Genomic DNA, 16,329 nt, shown 5'->3' with positions numbered 1-16,329 from the left:
AATTTTTAGTATTGCAGCATACCAGAAAGTTGATGATTCGACTTTTCGATTTTATCAACGAAGTCTGCAATAGATAAAGACCGCTGCTGTGAGGATTTTATATTAACAAGCATAAGCTGATGGCGGAAGCAAATTAATTGATAGTAGATCAGTAAATCCTGGTCTTCTTCTATTTATTCAATCTTTTGTTCTACCTCAGCTTTCAAAATCTCTGCGTCTGGAACACTGAATTGCCGGATCATTTTATACCATTCATTTATTTTCACACCAACATGTGAAAGAACTGTCTCCATGCCTCACTCTCCTTCCACCAAATCTCCTTATGTGACATTTATTATGACTTGCAGAAATTTACAAATCATCGAACAGAAACCGCAAAAAGGCTCCAGTAAAAGAGCTTTTTTGCGGTTATGGATTTAATATGAAGCTTGTTTATAAAAATACATCATTGAAAATTATTTATAATTGTATTCAATGCTTTCTTTAGCACAACCTTATCATGTTTTGACAAGTTTTGAAGCGCTGTTTTGTTCAGCTCAATTGTTGCTGCTTCAACTTTATCTCTAATGACTAAAGATTTTTGAGTAGCATCTACTAAAATATTTCTTCGATTTTTTGGATCTATTGTGCGTTCAATTAAGTCAGCTTTTTGCATTTTATCTAAAATTCCAGAAACTGTTGAGGCTTCTAAATACACAAGTTCTCCAATTTGTTTGGGAGATAGCTGGCCCTCTCTCCACAAACAGTTCAACACACCATATTGAGCGGGTGTCAAATCACATTCCTCTAAAAGCTTACTAAAGTACTTAAACACTTTATTTTGACTAACACTTAGTAAAAAATTTATGCACTCTGATAATTCCATCGTATCTCCCCCACATTGACTTTACCTATAATATCATGGTAGTTTTTTAATTGAAATACTTTTGCACCGGAAATGTTTTGTCATAATATATTTTTAGAGAGGAAGATAAATAATGGATTCATTTAAAGCGATTCTAGTTACAGAAAAAAATGATCAAGTTAGTTACGATCTTCAAAATGTAAGTGTTAATGATTTATCTGAGGGAGAAGTATTAATTAAAGTTGCATATTCTTCAATCAATTATAAAGATATGCTGGCCGTTCAAAAAAATGGAGGTGTTATTCGTAACTATCCAATGATTCCCGGAATTGATCTAAGTGGAACTATCGTTCATACAACAGATAATCGTTTCGTAGAGGGTCAACAAGTTATTGTCACAGGTTTCGCATTGGGCATGAGCCACACTGGAGGTTTTTCAGAATATGCTAGAGTACCTGCGGATTGGATTGTTCCTTTGCCAAATAACTTGACTTTAAAAGAAGCAATGATTTTTGGAACAGCAGGCTTTACTGCTGCTCTTTCGATCATGGCTTTACAGGAAAATGGTATGAATACAAAAAATCAACCTAATATACTCGTTACGGGCTCAACTGGTGGAGTTGGTAGCATCTCTATACAATTATTATCTAAAATTGGGTACAAAAATATCTTTGCTTTAGTGCGTAAAGATAATCAAGTTGACATAGCAAAATCTTTAGGAGCAAATGATGTCATTTTTGCAAACCAGTTAGGAGAGTTAAAAAAACCATTAAACAAGCAAAAATTTGACTTCGTATTAGATACTGTTGGAGGAGATGTAGCTTCTGTATTAATCCCTCAAATTTCTTACGGTGGAAGCATGAGCATGTGCGGAAATGCAGGTGGAATTAAATTAACAACAACTGTGTTACCTTTTATTTTAAGAGGGATCAACCTTCTGGGGATCGATTCTGTAAATGTGCCAATCAATAAACGCAAAGTAATTTGGAACGAGATAGCAAACGAATGGAATATCTCCCAAACGACTCTAGTCAATGAGATTACTCTCGATACGTTACCTGAAAAAATTGAAGCCATTAAAAATGGCCAACATTTAGGAAGAACAATTATTAAATATTAAAATAAAACAAACTTTATTACACAAGACAAAAATTGAATTTATTGATACAGCTACCCCATCCGGTTCAAGATGGGGTACATTTGTTTTAATATCCCGGATAGAAGTATACAGCAACCAGAGTCTTTTACTGATAATTAAAACTCTTGATTTTAGAGCAAAAAATCAAATGATCTATTGAGACCCAAAACCTTTACATCAATACGGCTCATAACATGACGCTAGACTCGTTCTTAATGACGTTTACCTGTATGAGTTGAATTTAGTAACTCTAATTGAAAGATGGATATCCCCTACCGAAATCATTTTTATTCAATGCATATGAACGTATGCTTAAACAAGCAGCCACACCGAAAATGCTCATCTATGCCCTTCGTTATACCCCAAAAAACAAAAACCCCCTGAAGCCAATGGCTCCAAGGGGTTTTTTATTAATACTGAGACATATACTGATCGCGTTCCCATGGGTGTACTTGGGTGCGGAACATATCCCATTCAATTTCTTTTGATTCGATGAAGTGCTCGAATAGGTGATCGCCTAGTGCGTTGATCATGACTTCGTTTGATTTCAGCAGCTCGAGTGCTTCTGCAAGTGTTGCAGGAAGGTCAGAGATGCCGTTTTCAAGACGCTCTTCTTTGTCCATGACATAGATGTTTCTGTCGATTGGTGCTGGTGCTTCTAGTTTGTTTTTGATTCCGTCAAGACCTGCTGCAAGTAATACGCTTAGTGCAAGGTATGGGTTTGCAGATGGGTCTACGCTGCGCACTTCTACGCGTGTACTGATGCCGCGTGATGCTGGGATACGGATCAATGGGCTGCGGTTTTGTGCACTCCAAGCCACATAGCAAGGTGCTTCATAGCCAGGTACAAGACGCTTGTAAGAGTTTACCGTTGGGTTTGTGACCGCTGTAAAGCTTGTTGCGTGCTTGACGATACCTGCGATAAAGTGTCTAGCTGTCTCGCTTAATTGTAAATCTGCTTTTTCATCAAAGAATGCGTTTTTACCATTTTTGAATAATGATAGGTTACAGTGCATACCAGAACCGTTTACACCGAACAATGGTTTTGGCATGAATGTCGCATGAAGACCATGCTTTCTCGCAATGGTTTTGACAACGAGTTTGAATGTTTGAATGTCGTCACAAGAACGGATCGCGCCTGCATATTTGAAATCAATTTCGTGCTGCCCTGGTGCTACTTCGTGGTGAGATGCTTCAATTTCAAAGCCCATTTCTTCAAGCTCAAGTACGATATCACGACGGCAGTTTTCGCCTAGATCTGTTGGCGCAAGGTCAAAGTATCCGCCTTTATCGTTTAATTCAAGCGTTGGCTCGCCTTTTTCATCTAATTTAAATAAGAAGAATTCTGGCTCAGGTCCAAGGTTGAAATCACTAAATCCTAGTTCTTCCATTTCCTTTAAGATACGCTTTAAGTTGTTACGCGGGTCTCCATCAAATGGTGTCCCGTCTGGCTTATAAATGTCACAAATAAAGCGTGCAACTTTACCTTTTTCTGCTGTCCAAGGGAAAATAACAAATGTGTTTAGATCTGGGTATAGATACATATCTGATTCTTCGATACGTACGAATCCTTCAATAGATGAACCGTCAAACATACATTTGTTATCGAGAGCTTTTTCTAACTGGCTCACAGGAATCTCAACATTTTTAATCGTTCCGAGAATGTCTGTAAATTGCAGACGGATGTACTTTACGTTTTCCTCATTTACTAATTTTACGATATCTTCTCTTGTGTACTTTGCCATTTCGTAAAACTCCTCCCCTACAAAAGGTAAAATGTGTATAGCAATGCTTTTGCTAATTGGTTAACGGAAGAACCTTGACATATCCCCCTGCCTAAAGGTCGTTCCTTGTTGGAAACGTCCAGCCTGAATGAGTTCCTTCTTCAGTAGCTTCCTGAGTTCATCATCTGTCAAGTTGTGCTTAGCTGCAGCTTTTTCCTCCGTCTTTGTATCAGACGATGGATTTTCTGCCTCAGCTTTGGCAAAAAGTTTTTTGATTCCTGCCATGTTTACACCTTGTTCGATGAGGTTTTTAATTTCTAGTAATTTATCAACATCATGAAAAGAAAATAATCGGCGGTTTCCATCACTTCTTGCTGGAAATACTAAACCATTTTCCTCATAATAGCGAATTTGTCTTGCAGATAATTCTGTTAGCTGCATGACAATCCCAATTGGGAATAAAGGCATTGAGCGGCGAATGTTATCACTCATCTCAACTGTCTCCTCCTCTTTGCTTAAATTTATTATATGTCATGTTATATTATGTGTCAACAAGATGTTAGGAATATTAACATGGATTTTTTTATTGAGCAGGTACTTCAATAAAACCTTGTTCCAATAAGGCATCGACAGCACTGCAAATCGCATTTTTCACATGGGCATACGTGAGTCCGCCTTGAACATAGGCAGTATAAGGCGGTCTGATCGGACCATCGGCTGATAATTCGATACTAGCTCCTTGTACAAAGGTGCCCGCTGCCATAATGACATCATCCTCGTAGCCTGGCATATAGCTTGCATGTGGTGTGACGTGACTATTAATCGGAGATGCATACTGGATTGCCTGACAGAACGCAATCATTTTTTTAGGATCCCCAAATTCGACTGATTGAATCAAATCCGTTCTTTTCGCATTCCACGCCGGGTTTGTTTGGAATCCGAGCTTCTCAAGAAAACGAGCCGTAAACACCGCGCCTTTTAAACTTTGAGCTACAACATGCGGCGCCAAGAAAAAGCCTTGATACATTTCTTGGAGCGCATACAGCGATGCACCCGCTTCACTGCCGATGCCTGGAGATGTCATTCGATAAGAGCAAGCTTCTACCCATTTTTCTTTTCCAACGATGTAGCCGCCTGTTTTGGCAAGACCTCCGCCTGGGTTTTTAATGAGTGAACCGGCCATGAGATCAGCTCCGACATGACACGGCTCTTTTAATTCAGTAAATTCACCATAACAGTTATCTACAAACACAATGATTTCTTCATTTATCTCTTTCACAAATGAAATCATTTGCTCAATTTCTTCTATAGTAAAGGAGGGTCTTGACGCATAGCCTTTCGAACGCTGAATGCCGATGACTTTTGTTTTAGAGGAAATTGACTCTTTAACTTTCTCATAATCGACGGATCCATCTTGTCGTAAATCAATGGCTTTGTAGTCAATCTGGAAGTCTTTTAATGAGCCTGTCCCTTCTTTCCCGCGAATCCCGACAATTTCTTCTAGCGTATCGTATGGTTTTCCCGTCATATAGATCAATTCATCGCCAGGTCTCAGCACACCAAATAAGGCAATGGAAATTGCGTGTGTACCGGAAATAATTTGTGGACGCACAAGCCCGCTTTCTCCGCCGAAGACATCCGCATAAATCTTTTCTAATGTGTCTCTCCCCATATCATCGTAGCCATATCCAGTCGTCGGATTAAAGTGAGAGTCACTGACTTTGTGCTTTCGATAGCTTTCAAGCACCCGCCACTCATTTTGTTCACTCGTTTGATCAATTTGCTGATGCACGTGTAAAATCTCTTGTTCTGTTTCTGCTGCTGCTTTTTCTAAAATACTGCCGTGTTTTAATGTGTGAAACATCTTGATTTAATTCCTTTCCAACATATACTTCTTGATTTGACCTAAAATGGTCTGATCCTCACCACTATATCCGGTGATGTCATATATCTCTGCTTCTTTTTGAAATTCTAGTGATTCCACAAGCGTATCTGATTTTAATGCGGAGATGAGCTTGCCTTCATGCGCTGGAATCTTTACATGATATGGTTTTAAAAAGGCTTTTTTCAGCTCAGCCATAATATCCGCTTTTAACCTTTTTACATCTTCTTTGCGCTTAGCACTGATTAAGATGTGGCGATGCTTTGAAGATGGGATGAAATCTGGTCTAATTTGATCTTCCTTGTTATAAACAGTCAGCATCGGAATACGGTCCGCTTCTAATTCTTCTAAAAGCTCATGAACCGTTCGTTCGTGCCCTTCATAATCCTCATTAGAAGAGTCGATGACATGAAGCAAATAATCGGCTTCCTTCACTTCTTCAAGGGTGGAACGAAATGCGGCAATCAGTGTGGTCGGAAGGTCTTGGATAAAGCCAACTGTATCTGAAATCAGCACACTGTAGCCAGATTCTAATGTCATCTTACGTGTCATTGGATCAAGTGTCGCAAACAGCAGGTCCTCTTCATGACTATCCGCTTCTGTTAATTGGTTAAACAAAGTTGATTTTCCGGCATTCGTATACCCGACAATGGCAATTTGGAACACACCATTTTTCTTTCGGCGCTCCCGGTATCTTGTTCGGTGTTCTTTGACTGCAGATAACTGCCCGTTAATTTCATGAATGCGGTTTCGAATATGACGTCTGTCAGTTTCAAGTTTTGTTTCACCTGGACCTCTTGCGCCAATTCCGCCCCCTTGTCTTGAAAGGCTGATCCCTTGTCCACTTAGTCTCGGCAAGGCATACTGAAGCTGGGCAAGCTCTATTTGCAGCTTCCCCTCTCTTGTACGGGCTCTTTTTGCAAAGATATCTAAAATCAGTTGCGTACGATCAATAATTTTCACATCTAAAGCAGTCGCCAAAGCTTTTAGCTGGCTTGGAGAAAGCTCGTCATTAAAAATAATGACATCACATTCGAGTTCCTCGCAAAGCACTTCAAGTTCTTCTACTTTCCCTTTCCCGATATACGTTGCACTGTCTTGTCTATTTCTCTTCTGCGTCATCACGCTGACAGCTTCACCGCCAGCCGTTTTGGTTAACGAAGCTAATTCTTCCATTGAGTATTGAAAGCGTTCATCCGTTACATGCGGCAATTGGCAGCCGACAAGGATCGCTTTTTCAGTCATTTCATGTTCATTCAACGTTAGTTGTTTCCTTTCTGTACTTAAGTTTTCAGTAGTACCATCATACCAAACACATCACACGTATACCACTATTCGGATGGTTTATTTTAGTGACTCTTTATAAAAAGGATACGCCATTTCAAGAAGGCGTATCCTCTTTCATTTGAAGATCGTGACTTTTAATGGTCAGCAGATCTTTTTTATCATAATGATCCACAAGAAGCAGTCTCATCGCCTGGGTTCGTATGGCCTTTTCAATGGTGTTTCGCACAAACCGGCCGTTGCTGAATTTTGCCGGGCTTGTGGTACTTTTAATGTGCATTAAATAATCCCGCAGCTTCCATTCAGCTTCTTGTGTAAATACATATTCTCTGTCTGCCATCATTCGTTTTGCAATATCCATGAGCTGATCGACTGTATAATCAGGAAAGCTGATGTTGATTGGAAATCTTGATTGCAGACCGGGGTTTAAAGAAAGAAAATGATCCATTTCCTTGGAGTAGCCTGCAAGAATGAGAATGAATTCGTGCTGTTTGTCCTCCATATGTTTTACAAGGGTATCAATCGCTTCTTTTCCAAAATCCTTTTCTCCTCCGCGTGCAAGAGAATAGGCTTCGTCAATGAACAAAATACCACCTAATGATTTTTTAATTAAATCCCTTGTTTTTTGCGCTGTATGACCAATGTACTCTCCAACTAGATCACCGCGTTCTGCTTCAATTAAGTGACCCTTTGAGAGCACATTCATTTCAAAGAAAAGCTTCCCGACAAGTCTTGCAACTGTGGTTTTTCCTGTGCCAGGATTTCCTTTGAACATCATATGAAGCGCTTGTTTTCCTACCTTTAACCCTTGTTCCTGCCGTTTTTGATTAACAAAAATCCAGGCATAAATCTCTTTTATGTTTCGTTTCATTTCATCCATACCGACAAGGCTGTTCATTTCACGCTCTATTTCCCGTAAGATGCTGTGTTTTGCCTCATTTTTCTGCAAGGCTTCTAGGTATTCTGCCTCTGAGTCTGCATCAACCAATACTTGCTTTTGTCCGTTAAGTATAATATTGATTTGGCCGTTGTTTTTATATGTGACAGCTCGCTCCAACGTATTCACCTCTCGCTCTTCTCTCTTTATTCTATTCGGGTGGAGCTGTAATCGTGACAATCGCCCGCTTAAGCCCAAGTTTGCTGTCAAAATGACCCGAGATACCGAATATTGTAGGGATTTCTGCGGTTTCCCAGGAAATGATGTGCTATTTCCATTGTATTCATCCCGTTTGGGCGGACAAACCAACAATTTGCTTTTTCTTAGAAAAATGTAGCTTTTTAATCACAAATGATGCAGAAAAGAGTCTCAATGATTTCCGCATTTTGTACAGGCAATTCTTCTATTTTCTCATAAAATAAAGACGAGGTGATGAATAGATGGTGAAAATTTTTATTGATCCTGGCCACGGAGGAACAGATTCTGGAGCTAGTGCTAATGGACTTTTGGAGAAAAATATAACACTTCAAATCGCGCTTTTATTGAGAGACATGTTGATTAGTGAATATGATGGGGTTTCCGTCCGCTTAAGTCGTTCAACTGACCAATCCGTCACTTTGTCCCAGCGTACGAATGCGGCAAACAGCTGGGGGGCAGACTATTTCGTGTCTATTCATATTAATGCTGGCGGGGGCACAGGGTTTGAAAGCTATGTGTATCCTGGCGTTTCAGCACCGACCACCACGTATCGCAATGCCCTTCATGATGAAATTGTCCGCTCGGTTGATTTTGCGAACCGCGGCAAGAAAACTGCGAACTTCCACGTTCTTCGAGAAACTTCTATGCCCGCTATTTTAACAGAGAATGGTTTCATCGATACGGCAGCTGATGCTAATAAGCTCCGCAACGCAACCTTCCTTCAAGGCATCGCTCGCGCTCATGCGACTGGTCTAGAAGAAGCCTTTCAATTGAAAAAAAAAGCAAGTAATCTTTATAAAGTGCAGGCAGGAGCTTTCAAAGTGAAAGCCAATGCAGATGAATTAGCAGCAACACTTAAATCCAAAGGCTTTGACGCGTTTGTTGTATTAGACGGCGGCATGTTCCGAGTGCAAGCCGGGGCTTTCCGTACAAAGCAAAATGCAGATGATCTCGTCGCAAGATTGAAACAGGCCGGTCACGACGCATTCGTTTTCCAATAAGCTGAAGCTGTTGTAACGAAACAAACCGGCTCAAGTCTTCTGCTGAGCCGGTTTGTTGTGTATTCATTTACGCTAAGATGTTAACGACAAATTGAGACCATGTTTCAAGACGATCGAAGTATTCAGGCTTTTTCAAATCGGCTGCTTTCATCCATTTTCCTGAGATTTGATCTGTTTCTTTTACTTCCACATGAGCACCCGGAGATAGTTCAAGTGCTGATAACAGTCCGATGTGCACACGACCGACACTGTTGTCATCGTCATTGATTAATCCAAGGGTTTTCATTTCAAGTTTGTCTTCTTCTTGAATTGAAAGTTCTTCGTCCAGCTCACGATCTGTATTTTCTTTTAAAATCTCAGCAAAGTTTTTTCCTTCGATGAAATTCATATGCCCCCCAAAGCCAAGAGATAACTTATGATGTAAGCGAGTCTCTCCTCCGCCTTGAAGCCTTTCGTATACATACACTTCGTCCTCACGCTTAATCACGACATAAGGAATCGGCTGCTTGAAGTCAGGATTTTCTTCTGCATCGCCTCTTCGCATTTGCTCGAAGTGCTCTTCGATTTCTTTCATAATGGTGCTGATTGTTTTCTCTTCACTGTTCACACCATTAAACGCAAGTGTTTCGTTTTGAAACACGCGTGCGCGTGGTGCTACTAAAATGATTTCGTCCATTTTTCCCATGTTGGTAACCTCCAATATGTAACTATCACATTGTTAGAAATGGCAAAAAGCCAAAACGAGTGATGCGTTTTGACTTTTACGCTTTCCTTATGATTCATCTCCAAAGAAGAAGTCGTCATCTTTTAACGGCTCAACTGTTGCTTTTTTGTAGCCGTTCCCTTTCATTGAGAAGAAGTCATGCGATTTTGTTTTTGTATTGAGTCCGTTCAATACAATAGGGTTGATCTCTTCTTCTTCAAAATAAGGGGCAAATCCAAGGTTCATTAACGCTTTATTGGCATTGTAACGAATGAACTTTTTCACATCATGCGATAAATTGACTTGGTCATAAATATCTTCAGTGTAATGAAGTTCATTTTCATAAAGCTCGTTTAAAAGGTCAATAGAGAAATCATACAGCTCTTTTTGCACGTCAGGTGTTTGTTTGTTGTAAATTTCTTGTGCTAATAATCCAACGTACACACCATGAATCGCTTCATCACGCAAAATTAAGTTGATGATTTCACCACTTTGCATGAGCTTTCCTTGTCCATAGAAATAAAGCGGGTAGTAAAAACCACTATAAAATAGGAAACTTTCTAAATAAACAGAAGCAACCATTGCTTTAAAGAGAGAAATAGGATCGTCCTTTTGAATCGAACGGTATAAACTGACAATCATATCTGCTTTCTTCTGCAGGAATTTATTCTTCTTGACCCATTCAAACACTTCACTGATCGTTTCAGTTGGTGCGAGTGTCATGAAGATATTTGAGTATGATTTCGCATGCACCGCATTTTCCATCATTGCCATAAAGTTTAGTACAGCTTTACGCTGATGGCCGTCCACATGTTCAGCAACAATCGGCATCCCTGTATTTCCTTGTTCTGTATCAAGTAAAGTCAGTCCAGCAAGTACCTTCATGTACGTATCTCGCTCTTTTTCACCTAAATATTTCCATGTTAAGAGATCTCCGTTTAGGGAAATCTCTTCTGGAAGCCAGAACTGCTTCACATTTTGGTTGTAAAACATTTGTGTAAAATCGTCTTCGTGTTTTGACCAGTTGGCTGCATCATAAATTTTTGTCACGTTAAACTCTCCTTTAATCAAACAACACAAGAAAGACAGCCTTCCTGCCCTGTATCCTTCGTTCTTGCATAATAAAGTGTCTTAATGCCTTTATGGTGTGCATAAAGATCGATGCGGTTTAAATCACGCGTTGTCATCGTATCTTTTAAGAATAGTGTAAAGCTGATTCCTTGATCGACGTGCTGCTGAATCGTTGCGATCATATCGACCACTTTAAACATGTCCATATCGTACGCTTCTTTATAGAAGAACCAGTTTTGTGCTGAAAGACCTGGCATTGGGTAATAGGTTTTGCTGTTGCCGTATGTTCTTTCTTCGATACGTTCCATAATTGGCATCACAGAGGCTGTTGCCGATTGAACATAAGAAATGGAACCTGTTGGTGCAATACATAAACGATAGCTGTGATACATGCCATGTTCCGCTACAAATTCTTTAAGTGCTGCCCAGTCTTCTTTTGTTGGAATGTGCATGCCTTCAAATAGCGCTGCTGCTTTTTCTGTTTTTGGTGTGAAATCATTCTCCACGTATTTATTGAAGTACTCACCAGTTGCATAGCCAGAGCCTTCATAACGATGGAATGTTTCTCCTTTTTCTTTCGCAAGCTCACTTGAGCGTTTAATTGAATAATAGTTCACCATCATAAAGAATGTATTTGCGAAATCTCTTGCTTCTTCACTTTCATAGGCAATTTGGTTTTGAGCTAAATACCCGTGAAGGTTCATCGCACCAAGTCCGATTGACTTCATCGCTTTGTTCGCTTTTCGAACAGCTGGTGCATTGCGAATGTCTGTTGTTTCAGACACAAGCGTTAGTGAGTCTGTTGCAAGCTTAACCGTTTTTTCAATCGATTTGTTTTTCATGACATTCATGATATTTAACGAACCAAGGTTACAAGAAATATCAAGACCGATTTCATCTTCTTGATCATAGTCCGTGTAAGAAGAAACCTCTGAAGCCTGAAGCACTTCTGAGCAAAGGTTTGAGAATTTCACTCGTGAAATATGGTTCAAGGCATGCTCTCTGTTTACATTATCTTGGAACATGATATATGGATAGCCTGATTCTGAGCGTAGAACAGCCAATTTTTCAAGAAGCTTCCTCGGATTGACTTTTTCTTTTTTGACTTTCGGGTTTTCTACAAGCTCGTCATACATTTCTTCCATGTCCATCTCATCAAGATGCTGTCCATATTCTTTATAGACTGTATGCGGATAGAAGGTATAAGCTGTTTTATCTTCTCTAGCAAGCTCGATAAATTTATCCGGGATGACGACTCCGATGGACAGAGTTTTCACGCGAACATCTTCATCGGCAGAGATTTTTTTCGTATCTAAGAAATCATTGATATCTCTGTGGAAAATATTCAGGTAAGCACTGCCTGATCCTTGTCTTTGCCCCATTTGATCTGCATATCTGAATGCATTATCAAGAAGCTTCATCACGCCGACGACACCTTTTGTCGCGTTTTCGACATCTTTGATTGCTTCGCCTTTTGCACGAAGTTTTGACAGGTTCAAACTGACGCCGCCGCCTAGTTTTGACAGCTGCATGGAAATATCAATCGCTCTTGAAATATCGTTTAGTGAGTCATTTACTTCAAGCAAGAAGCAGCTCACAAGCTCACCGCGTCTTTTACGTCCAGCGTTCAAGAAGGTTGGTGTACTTGGCTGGTACTCTTGATTGATCATCAGTTCTACAAACTCAAGTGCTTTTTCTTTATCCCCACCTGCAAAGAAAAGTGCTACAACTGAAATGCGGTCTTCATAGCGTTCAAGAATTTTCTTTTTATCATTTGTTTTCAGTGCATAGTCATTGTAAAACTTAAACGCACTCATAAATGATGGGAATCTAAATTTTTTGGCATATGCAGCTTCAAAGACTTCTTTAATATCTGCCATGCTGTATTGTCTTAAAAATTCTTCCTCATAGTAGTCGTTTTCTATTAAGTAATCAATCTTCTCTTCTAGATTGTGAAAAAAGACCGTGTTTTGATTAATGTAATCTACGAAATAACTATGTACAGCTTCTTTGTCCTTATCGAACTGAAACTTTCCTTCTTTTTGAATCATAATCTCGTTATTTAATTGTATCCACTTTGGAACCTGATTTTGTGACAATTCTTTCTACCTCCTGTGTAAACAATTCAACATCCCTTTTTGTTCCGCTTAGTTCAAAGGTGTGCAAAATAGGAACTTGATATTGTTTAGAAATCGTATCGGCGCTTTTTGCAAAATTATCTCCCCACACTTTGTTGCCACTCACCGCAACACCTAGTAAAAGGTGAGCATTTTTCTCTAAAAAGGACTGAGTGGTACTAGGGACTTGTCCAAATCCTGTCGTAAAGGTGACGAGAATAAACGGCGTATCCAAAAACTCTTCTCCAGTCAATTTTCGTTTGTCTGTAAAAGGGGTCTTGTCCAAAAAGCGTTGAACATTTCCTGTTTTTGAATCAAATACGATTTGAATCAATTCCATCACGACCTAGTTTTTAGTATTGTTGATCATTTCGTTATTCACTATATATAGTATACTATGTTTTTTCAAAACACAACATATAGATGTTCAAAACGAAAAAAATCAACCAACCCGGCCGAACCTTCACAGCCGAACTCGTACGTTCAAATAAATAGAGCAGAACAGGATCTAAAAATAGACTGCTCTACTCCCTATTCAACTGAAACCGAAATCTATCATAACACGAAAAAAAATCGCTTAGTAGACTAGACTTTTTGTTTTATTTTTTGTAGGCATCGCACTGTAAATCTTCTGACACTTCTGTAATTTCCACTTCAACACCTAATTCTTTTAGCACCGCTTCAAGCGCAGAGACGATTGAAGCTTCTCTCACTAATTCTTTCCCATTTACAGAAACACTCGTTCCATATTCGAAACAGGAATCGTCTTCACAAGTTTGTTCCCAATGATTAATTTTAATTTTATGTGTCATGAACTCATCCTTTTCTGTCTAGATGTCTGATGCATGATTATAGTGTAGCGGCTTCACATTCATTTGTAAATTTACGTGCTTACTCTTCTTCATCAAGGTCATCATCATATTCTTCGTCGTCCCATTCATCTATGTATTTCGTTGTAACGAGAGTCAGCTCTCCTTCTTTTTCATCAAACCGGTACACATGTACTTGATCATCTTTCACAACAGCAAAATGATTATTTTTTAGTGCAGCAGATGATGGTAAAACTCCATCTGCATTTTCATGAGAATGGTTATTCCAACTTTCTTGTCTCGTTTCAATGTTTGAGACAGCGCACGATCCAAACAAGACAACAATTCCAATCAAAAGGAGGATCACTCTAATCCTTCTTAATTCAAGCTCTGCATTTTCCATATGAATCCCCTCACCCTTCTAATATCCAATAAGGAATTATACGGAAAATTGGCAGAAAAGTTTCATTGCATACAAAATAGCCCCTCTGCACTGACAAAAAACGTAGCGGGTTCCGGCCGGTTTATTCGCAGAGGCATGGGGCTATTTTAAATACAACATATCCTATTCTAATTCTAGATTTACATTCTTTTGAGGTGCAAATGTAGAAATGGCGTGTTTATAAATAAGCTGCTGCTTCCCTTCTGTTTCAAGCAGCACCGTGAAATTGTCAAACCCTTTCACTTGACCGCGAAGCTGAAAGCCATTCAGCAAGAATACTGTGACAAATGTATTGTCTTTGCGGATCTGATTCAAAAACTGCTCCTGAATATTAATCGGTTTCATGTTTCGTCCTCCTTGATTCTGATAACTACAGTTTCGCTTTAAGTCCAAGCTTTCCTGCTATATATGCGAAAATTTCCTCTTTTTTGTCTGAAAAGTGGCAAGGCGGTGTCATATCAAACCAAGTGACCGCCATTTTATTACGGAACCACGTGAACTGACGCTTCGCATATCTACGGGAATTTTGCTTTAATTGCTGGATGGCTTCATCAAGTGAGCAGTCACCTTGAAAATAGGCATACAGCTCTTTATAACCAATGGCTTGAACAGACTGACAATCCTTCAAGCCAGATTGATAAAGTGCTCTCACTTCTTCAATTAAGCCCTCATCTATCATCATATCAATTCTTTGATGAATGCGCTCGTACAAAACCTCTCGATCCATTTTCAGCCCAATGAAGGCTGTATCATAAAGAGGAACTTCTTGATGCCCGTTTTGCATCTCCGACATTTTCTGACCTGTTGTATGAATCACTTCCAGCGCCCGGATCACGCGGCGGACGTTATTTGGATGAATAGCGTTTGCCGCATCAGGATCTACTGCCTTTAGCTTTTCGTGCAGCAAAAGCGCGCCGTGCTGCTGTTCAAAGAGCGTCATTTCTTCTCTAAAAGCAGGATCACTTTTCTCATCCGTAAATGTGTAATCATATAAAACAGATTGGATATAGAGGCCTGTTCCGCCGACAATCATTGGCGTTTTCCCTCTAGCGGCAATCTCTTTGATTTTCGAACGAACCAGCTGCTGAAATTCAGCTGTCGAAAAAGATTCGTCCGGCTGTTTAATATCAATTAAATGGTGCGGGATGCCATTCATTTCTTCAGGAGTGATTTTAGCTGTTCCGATATCCATCCCTTTATAAATCTGCATAGAATCCCCGCTGATAATCTCTCCATTAAATGCTTTGGCTATATCAATGCTCAATTTGGTTTTGCCGACAGCCGTCGGCCCTACTAACACGATTACTGGCTGCTTCGCTTTATTCATAACATCACTCACTTTTACAAAACTGCCTACAGTATAGCATAACTTTTCTTACTCTCCTATATGCTGCCCATCACCAGCCAAGCGGTTCGTTTCCAACCACTTCATATGTTTTTCCTTTTAAACGATGCTTATGGGTTGGCCGATTCTCATCTGGACTATAGACGACACCTCCATATGGGATGGGAACAGAATCGAGATAGGCAGAATAGGTGACTTCCTCAATCTCGTGATAATGCGTTCCATCCACTCTCGGAATTGCAGGCCCTGTGATGCCGTAGTACCTGTGGAAGTGCCCTCTTTCAAAGGAGGTGATCCCCCGATAAAAATGAGTATGCCGGTCGGTATTGCTTCCATTCACAGGCTGAGAAATACCTTCTATTAAATGATAATGCCCCTCCGTTACATCTGTACGTGCTTTATATGCATGAGCATGCGGCGGACATTTTGCCCAATCAGATGGATACAGGCCCATTTCTAACATTCCTCCTTATATTAGGCGTTCACCCAAACATCTGTAGGCTGCTGGAATACACTGATGTCAGTTACAGTGATTTTATGAGAAAGGAGCCTTTTATTATGAATTATTTTGACGCCCCTCCGTTTATTCAAGAAGACATGAGAAGACCTTTTGGATTTGGGTTTGGCCGACCTGGTTTTGGCTTTGGGAGACCTGGTTTCGGATTTGGCCGCCCAGGCTTTGGCTTTGGAAGACCTGGATTCTTTGGACCTCCATTTTTAGGTGGTTTTGCTGGCGGCCTGCTTGCTGGATCTTTGCTTGCTCCAGGATTTGGATATCCTTATCCGCCATTCCCGCCATATGGACCATACCCTTGGTATTAAATATGACGTTTA

18 protein-coding genes and 1 pseudogene are annotated in these 16,329 nt (G+C 40.0%); 3 read left to right on the top strand and 16 right to left on the bottom strand.

Translation table 11 applies throughout. The annotated features are described in order from the left end of the window. Positions 1–8 precede the first annotated feature (8 nt). Positions 9–293, bottom strand: a pseudogene (locus NSQ34_RS08415) (aspartate phosphatase); the annotation flags it as partial. Between the two features lie 152 nt (positions 294–445). Beyond that, positions 446–865, bottom strand: coding sequence for a MarR family transcriptional regulator (locus NSQ34_RS08410; protein WP_024427048.1), 420 nt, complete (start codon positions 863–865; stop codon positions 446–448). Positions 866–977: 112 nt separating this feature from the next. Between NSQ34_RS08410 and NSQ34_RS08405 the strand changes: the two genes are divergently transcribed. Then, complete coding sequence (locus NSQ34_RS08405; RefSeq protein WP_098676905.1) at positions 978–1,964, top strand: YhdH/YhfP family quinone oxidoreductase; 987 nt, start codon at positions 978–980, stop codon at positions 1,962–1,964. Positions 1,965–2,392: 428 nt separating this feature from the next. Here NSQ34_RS08405 and glnA read toward each other — a convergent pair whose 3' ends face one another. The 5 genes from glnA to spoVK form a co-directional block, all read right to left on the bottom strand. After that, positions 2,393–3,727 carry a type I glutamate--ammonia ligase gene (gene glnA, locus NSQ34_RS08400; RefSeq protein ID WP_024427046.1) on the bottom strand — a complete coding sequence of 445 codons (1,335 nt, stop codon included), beginning with the start codon at positions 3,725–3,727 and terminating at the stop codon, positions 2,393–2,395. A gap of 60 nt (positions 3,728–3,787) precedes the next feature. Next, positions 3,788–4,198, bottom strand: a complete 411-nt coding sequence (locus tag NSQ34_RS08395; protein WP_024424081.1) for a MerR family transcriptional regulator — start codon at positions 4,196–4,198, stop codon at positions 3,788–3,790. A gap of 91 nt (positions 4,199–4,289) precedes the next feature. Further along, positions 4,290–5,570 carry an aminotransferase class I/II-fold pyridoxal phosphate-dependent enzyme gene (locus NSQ34_RS08390; RefSeq protein ID WP_056766536.1) on the bottom strand — a complete coding sequence of 427 codons (1,281 nt, stop codon included), beginning with the start codon at positions 5,568–5,570 and terminating at the stop codon, positions 4,290–4,292. 6 nt (positions 5,571–5,576) lie between these two features. After that, a complete protein-coding gene (gene hflX / locus NSQ34_RS08385) occupies positions 5,577–6,848 on the bottom strand; it encodes a GTPase HflX (protein ID WP_061109894.1) in 1,272 nt (423 codons plus the stop codon). 121 nt (positions 6,849–6,969) lie between these two features. Beyond that, the gene (spoVK, locus tag NSQ34_RS08380) at positions 6,970–7,929 is read right to left on the bottom strand and encodes a stage V sporulation protein K (protein WP_024424083.1); all 960 of its coding nucleotides are present in this window, start codon (positions 7,927–7,929) and stop codon (positions 6,970–6,972) included. Between the two features lie 320 nt (positions 7,930–8,249). Between spoVK and NSQ34_RS08375 the strand changes: the two genes are divergently transcribed. After that, positions 8,250–9,008: an N-acetylmuramoyl-L-alanine amidase gene (locus tag NSQ34_RS08375; protein ID WP_176967420.1), complete on the top strand. Its 759-nt coding sequence runs from the start codon at positions 8,250–8,252 to the stop codon at positions 9,006–9,008. A gap of 67 nt (positions 9,009–9,075) precedes the next feature. On the opposite strand, the gene NSQ34_RS08370 is transcribed toward NSQ34_RS08375, so the two are convergent. The 9 genes from NSQ34_RS08370 to NSQ34_RS08330 form a co-directional block, all read right to left on the bottom strand. After that, positions 9,076–9,693 carry a hypothetical protein gene (locus tag NSQ34_RS08370; protein ID WP_024424084.1) on the bottom strand — a complete coding sequence of 206 codons (618 nt, stop codon included), beginning with the start codon at positions 9,691–9,693 and terminating at the stop codon, positions 9,076–9,078. 87 nt (positions 9,694–9,780) lie between these two features. Beyond that, positions 9,781–10,761, bottom strand: a complete 981-nt coding sequence (gene nrdF / locus NSQ34_RS08365) for a class 1b ribonucleoside-diphosphate reductase subunit beta (protein ID WP_024424085.1) — start codon at positions 10,759–10,761, stop codon at positions 9,781–9,783. A 17-nt stretch (positions 10,762–10,778) separates the two neighbouring features. After that, entirely contained in the window at positions 10,779–12,881 is a 2,103-nt protein-coding gene (gene nrdE, locus NSQ34_RS08360) for a class 1b ribonucleoside-diphosphate reductase subunit alpha (RefSeq protein WP_024424086.1), read from the bottom strand. Continuing rightward, the gene (gene nrdI / locus NSQ34_RS08355; RefSeq protein ID WP_008360380.1) at positions 12,841–13,233 is read right to left on the bottom strand and encodes a class Ib ribonucleoside-diphosphate reductase assembly flavoprotein NrdI; all 393 of its coding nucleotides are present in this window, start codon (positions 13,231–13,233) and stop codon (positions 12,841–12,843) included. Before nrdI ends, nrdE begins: the two co-directional genes overlap by 41 nt. Before the next feature lie 265 nt (positions 13,234–13,498). Beyond that, complete coding sequence (locus NSQ34_RS08350; protein ID WP_003212415.1) at positions 13,499–13,711, bottom strand: hypothetical protein; 213 nt, start codon at positions 13,709–13,711, stop codon at positions 13,499–13,501. 79 nt (positions 13,712–13,790) lie between these two features. After that, complete coding sequence (locus tag NSQ34_RS08345) at positions 13,791–14,111, bottom strand: YmzC family protein (RefSeq protein WP_081124418.1); 321 nt, start codon at positions 14,109–14,111, stop codon at positions 13,791–13,793. Between the two features lie 162 nt (positions 14,112–14,273). After that, entirely contained in the window at positions 14,274–14,495 is a 222-nt protein-coding gene (gene hfq / locus NSQ34_RS08340; RefSeq protein WP_024424088.1) for an RNA chaperone Hfq, read from the bottom strand. Positions 14,496–14,520: 25 nt separating this feature from the next. Next, positions 14,521–15,477, bottom strand: coding sequence for a tRNA (adenosine(37)-N6)-dimethylallyltransferase MiaA (miaA, locus tag NSQ34_RS08335; RefSeq protein WP_034281931.1), 957 nt, complete (start codon positions 15,475–15,477; stop codon positions 14,521–14,523). Positions 15,478–15,547: 70 nt separating this feature from the next. Further along, positions 15,548–15,949 (bottom strand): YmaF family protein, encoded by a 402-nt coding sequence (locus NSQ34_RS08330; protein WP_176967563.1) that lies wholly within the window; start codon positions 15,947–15,949, stop codon positions 15,548–15,550. 104 nt (positions 15,950–16,053) lie between these two features. Here NSQ34_RS08330 and NSQ34_RS08325 point away from each other — a divergent pair, with 104 nt between their 5' ends. Then, a complete protein-coding gene (locus NSQ34_RS08325) occupies positions 16,054–16,317 on the top strand; it encodes a hypothetical protein (protein ID WP_025093279.1) in 264 nt (87 codons plus the stop codon). Positions 16,318–16,329: the final 12 nt, after the last annotated feature.

The organism is Bacillus sp. FSL P2-0069 (assembly GCF_038593315.1).
GTDB lineage: Bacteria > Bacillota > Bacilli > Bacillales > Bacillaceae > Bacillus > Bacillus safensis.
Note: the sequence above shows the minus strand (reverse complement) of the source record. Positions and strands in the feature narration are given on the sequence as shown.

What these genes read in the sequence shown, in the direction of transcription:
- NSQ34_RS08410 (WP_024427048.1), bottom strand. Translation starts at nt 865, where the DNA reads ATGGAATTATCAGAGTGCATAAATTTTTTACTAAGTGTTAGTCAAAAT.
- NSQ34_RS08405 (WP_098676905.1), top strand. Translation starts at nt 978, where the DNA reads ATGGATTCATTTAAAGCGATTCTAGTTACAGAAAAAAATGATCAAGTT.
- glnA (WP_024427046.1), bottom strand. Translation starts at nt 3,727, where the DNA reads ATGGCAAAGTACACAAGAGAAGATATCGTAAAATTAGTAAATGAGGAA.
- NSQ34_RS08395 (WP_024424081.1), bottom strand. Translation starts at nt 4,198, where the DNA reads ATGAGTGATAACATTCGCCGCTCAATGCCTTTATTCCCAATTGGGATT.
- NSQ34_RS08390 (WP_056766536.1), bottom strand. Translation starts at nt 5,570, where the DNA reads ATGTTTCACACATTAAAACACGGCAGTATTTTAGAAAAAGCAGCAGCA.
- NSQ34_RS08375 (WP_176967420.1), top strand. Translation starts at nt 8,250, where the DNA reads ATGGTGAAAATTTTTATTGATCCTGGCCACGGAGGAACAGATTCTGGA.
- NSQ34_RS08370 (WP_024424084.1), bottom strand. Translation starts at nt 9,693, where the DNA reads ATGGGAAAAATGGACGAAATCATTTTAGTAGCACCACGCGCACGCGTG.
- NSQ34_RS08350 (WP_003212415.1), bottom strand. Translation starts at nt 13,711, where the DNA reads ATGACACATAAAATTAAAATTAATCATTGGGAACAAACTTGTGAAGAC.
- NSQ34_RS08345 (WP_081124418.1), bottom strand. Translation starts at nt 14,111, where the DNA reads ATGGAAAATGCAGAGCTTGAATTAAGAAGGATTAGAGTGATCCTCCTT.
- hfq (WP_024424088.1), bottom strand. Translation starts at nt 14,495, where the DNA reads ATGAAACCGATTAATATTCAGGAGCAGTTTTTGAATCAGATCCGCAAA.
- miaA (WP_034281931.1), bottom strand. Translation starts at nt 15,477, where the DNA reads ATGAATAAAGCGAAGCAGCCAGTAATCGTGTTAGTAGGGCCGACGGCT.
- NSQ34_RS08330 (WP_176967563.1), bottom strand. Translation starts at nt 15,949, where the DNA reads ATGGGCCTGTATCCATCTGATTGGGCAAAATGTCCGCCGCATGCTCAT.
- NSQ34_RS08325 (WP_025093279.1), top strand. Translation starts at nt 16,054, where the DNA reads ATGAATTATTTTGACGCCCCTCCGTTTATTCAAGAAGACATGAGAAGA.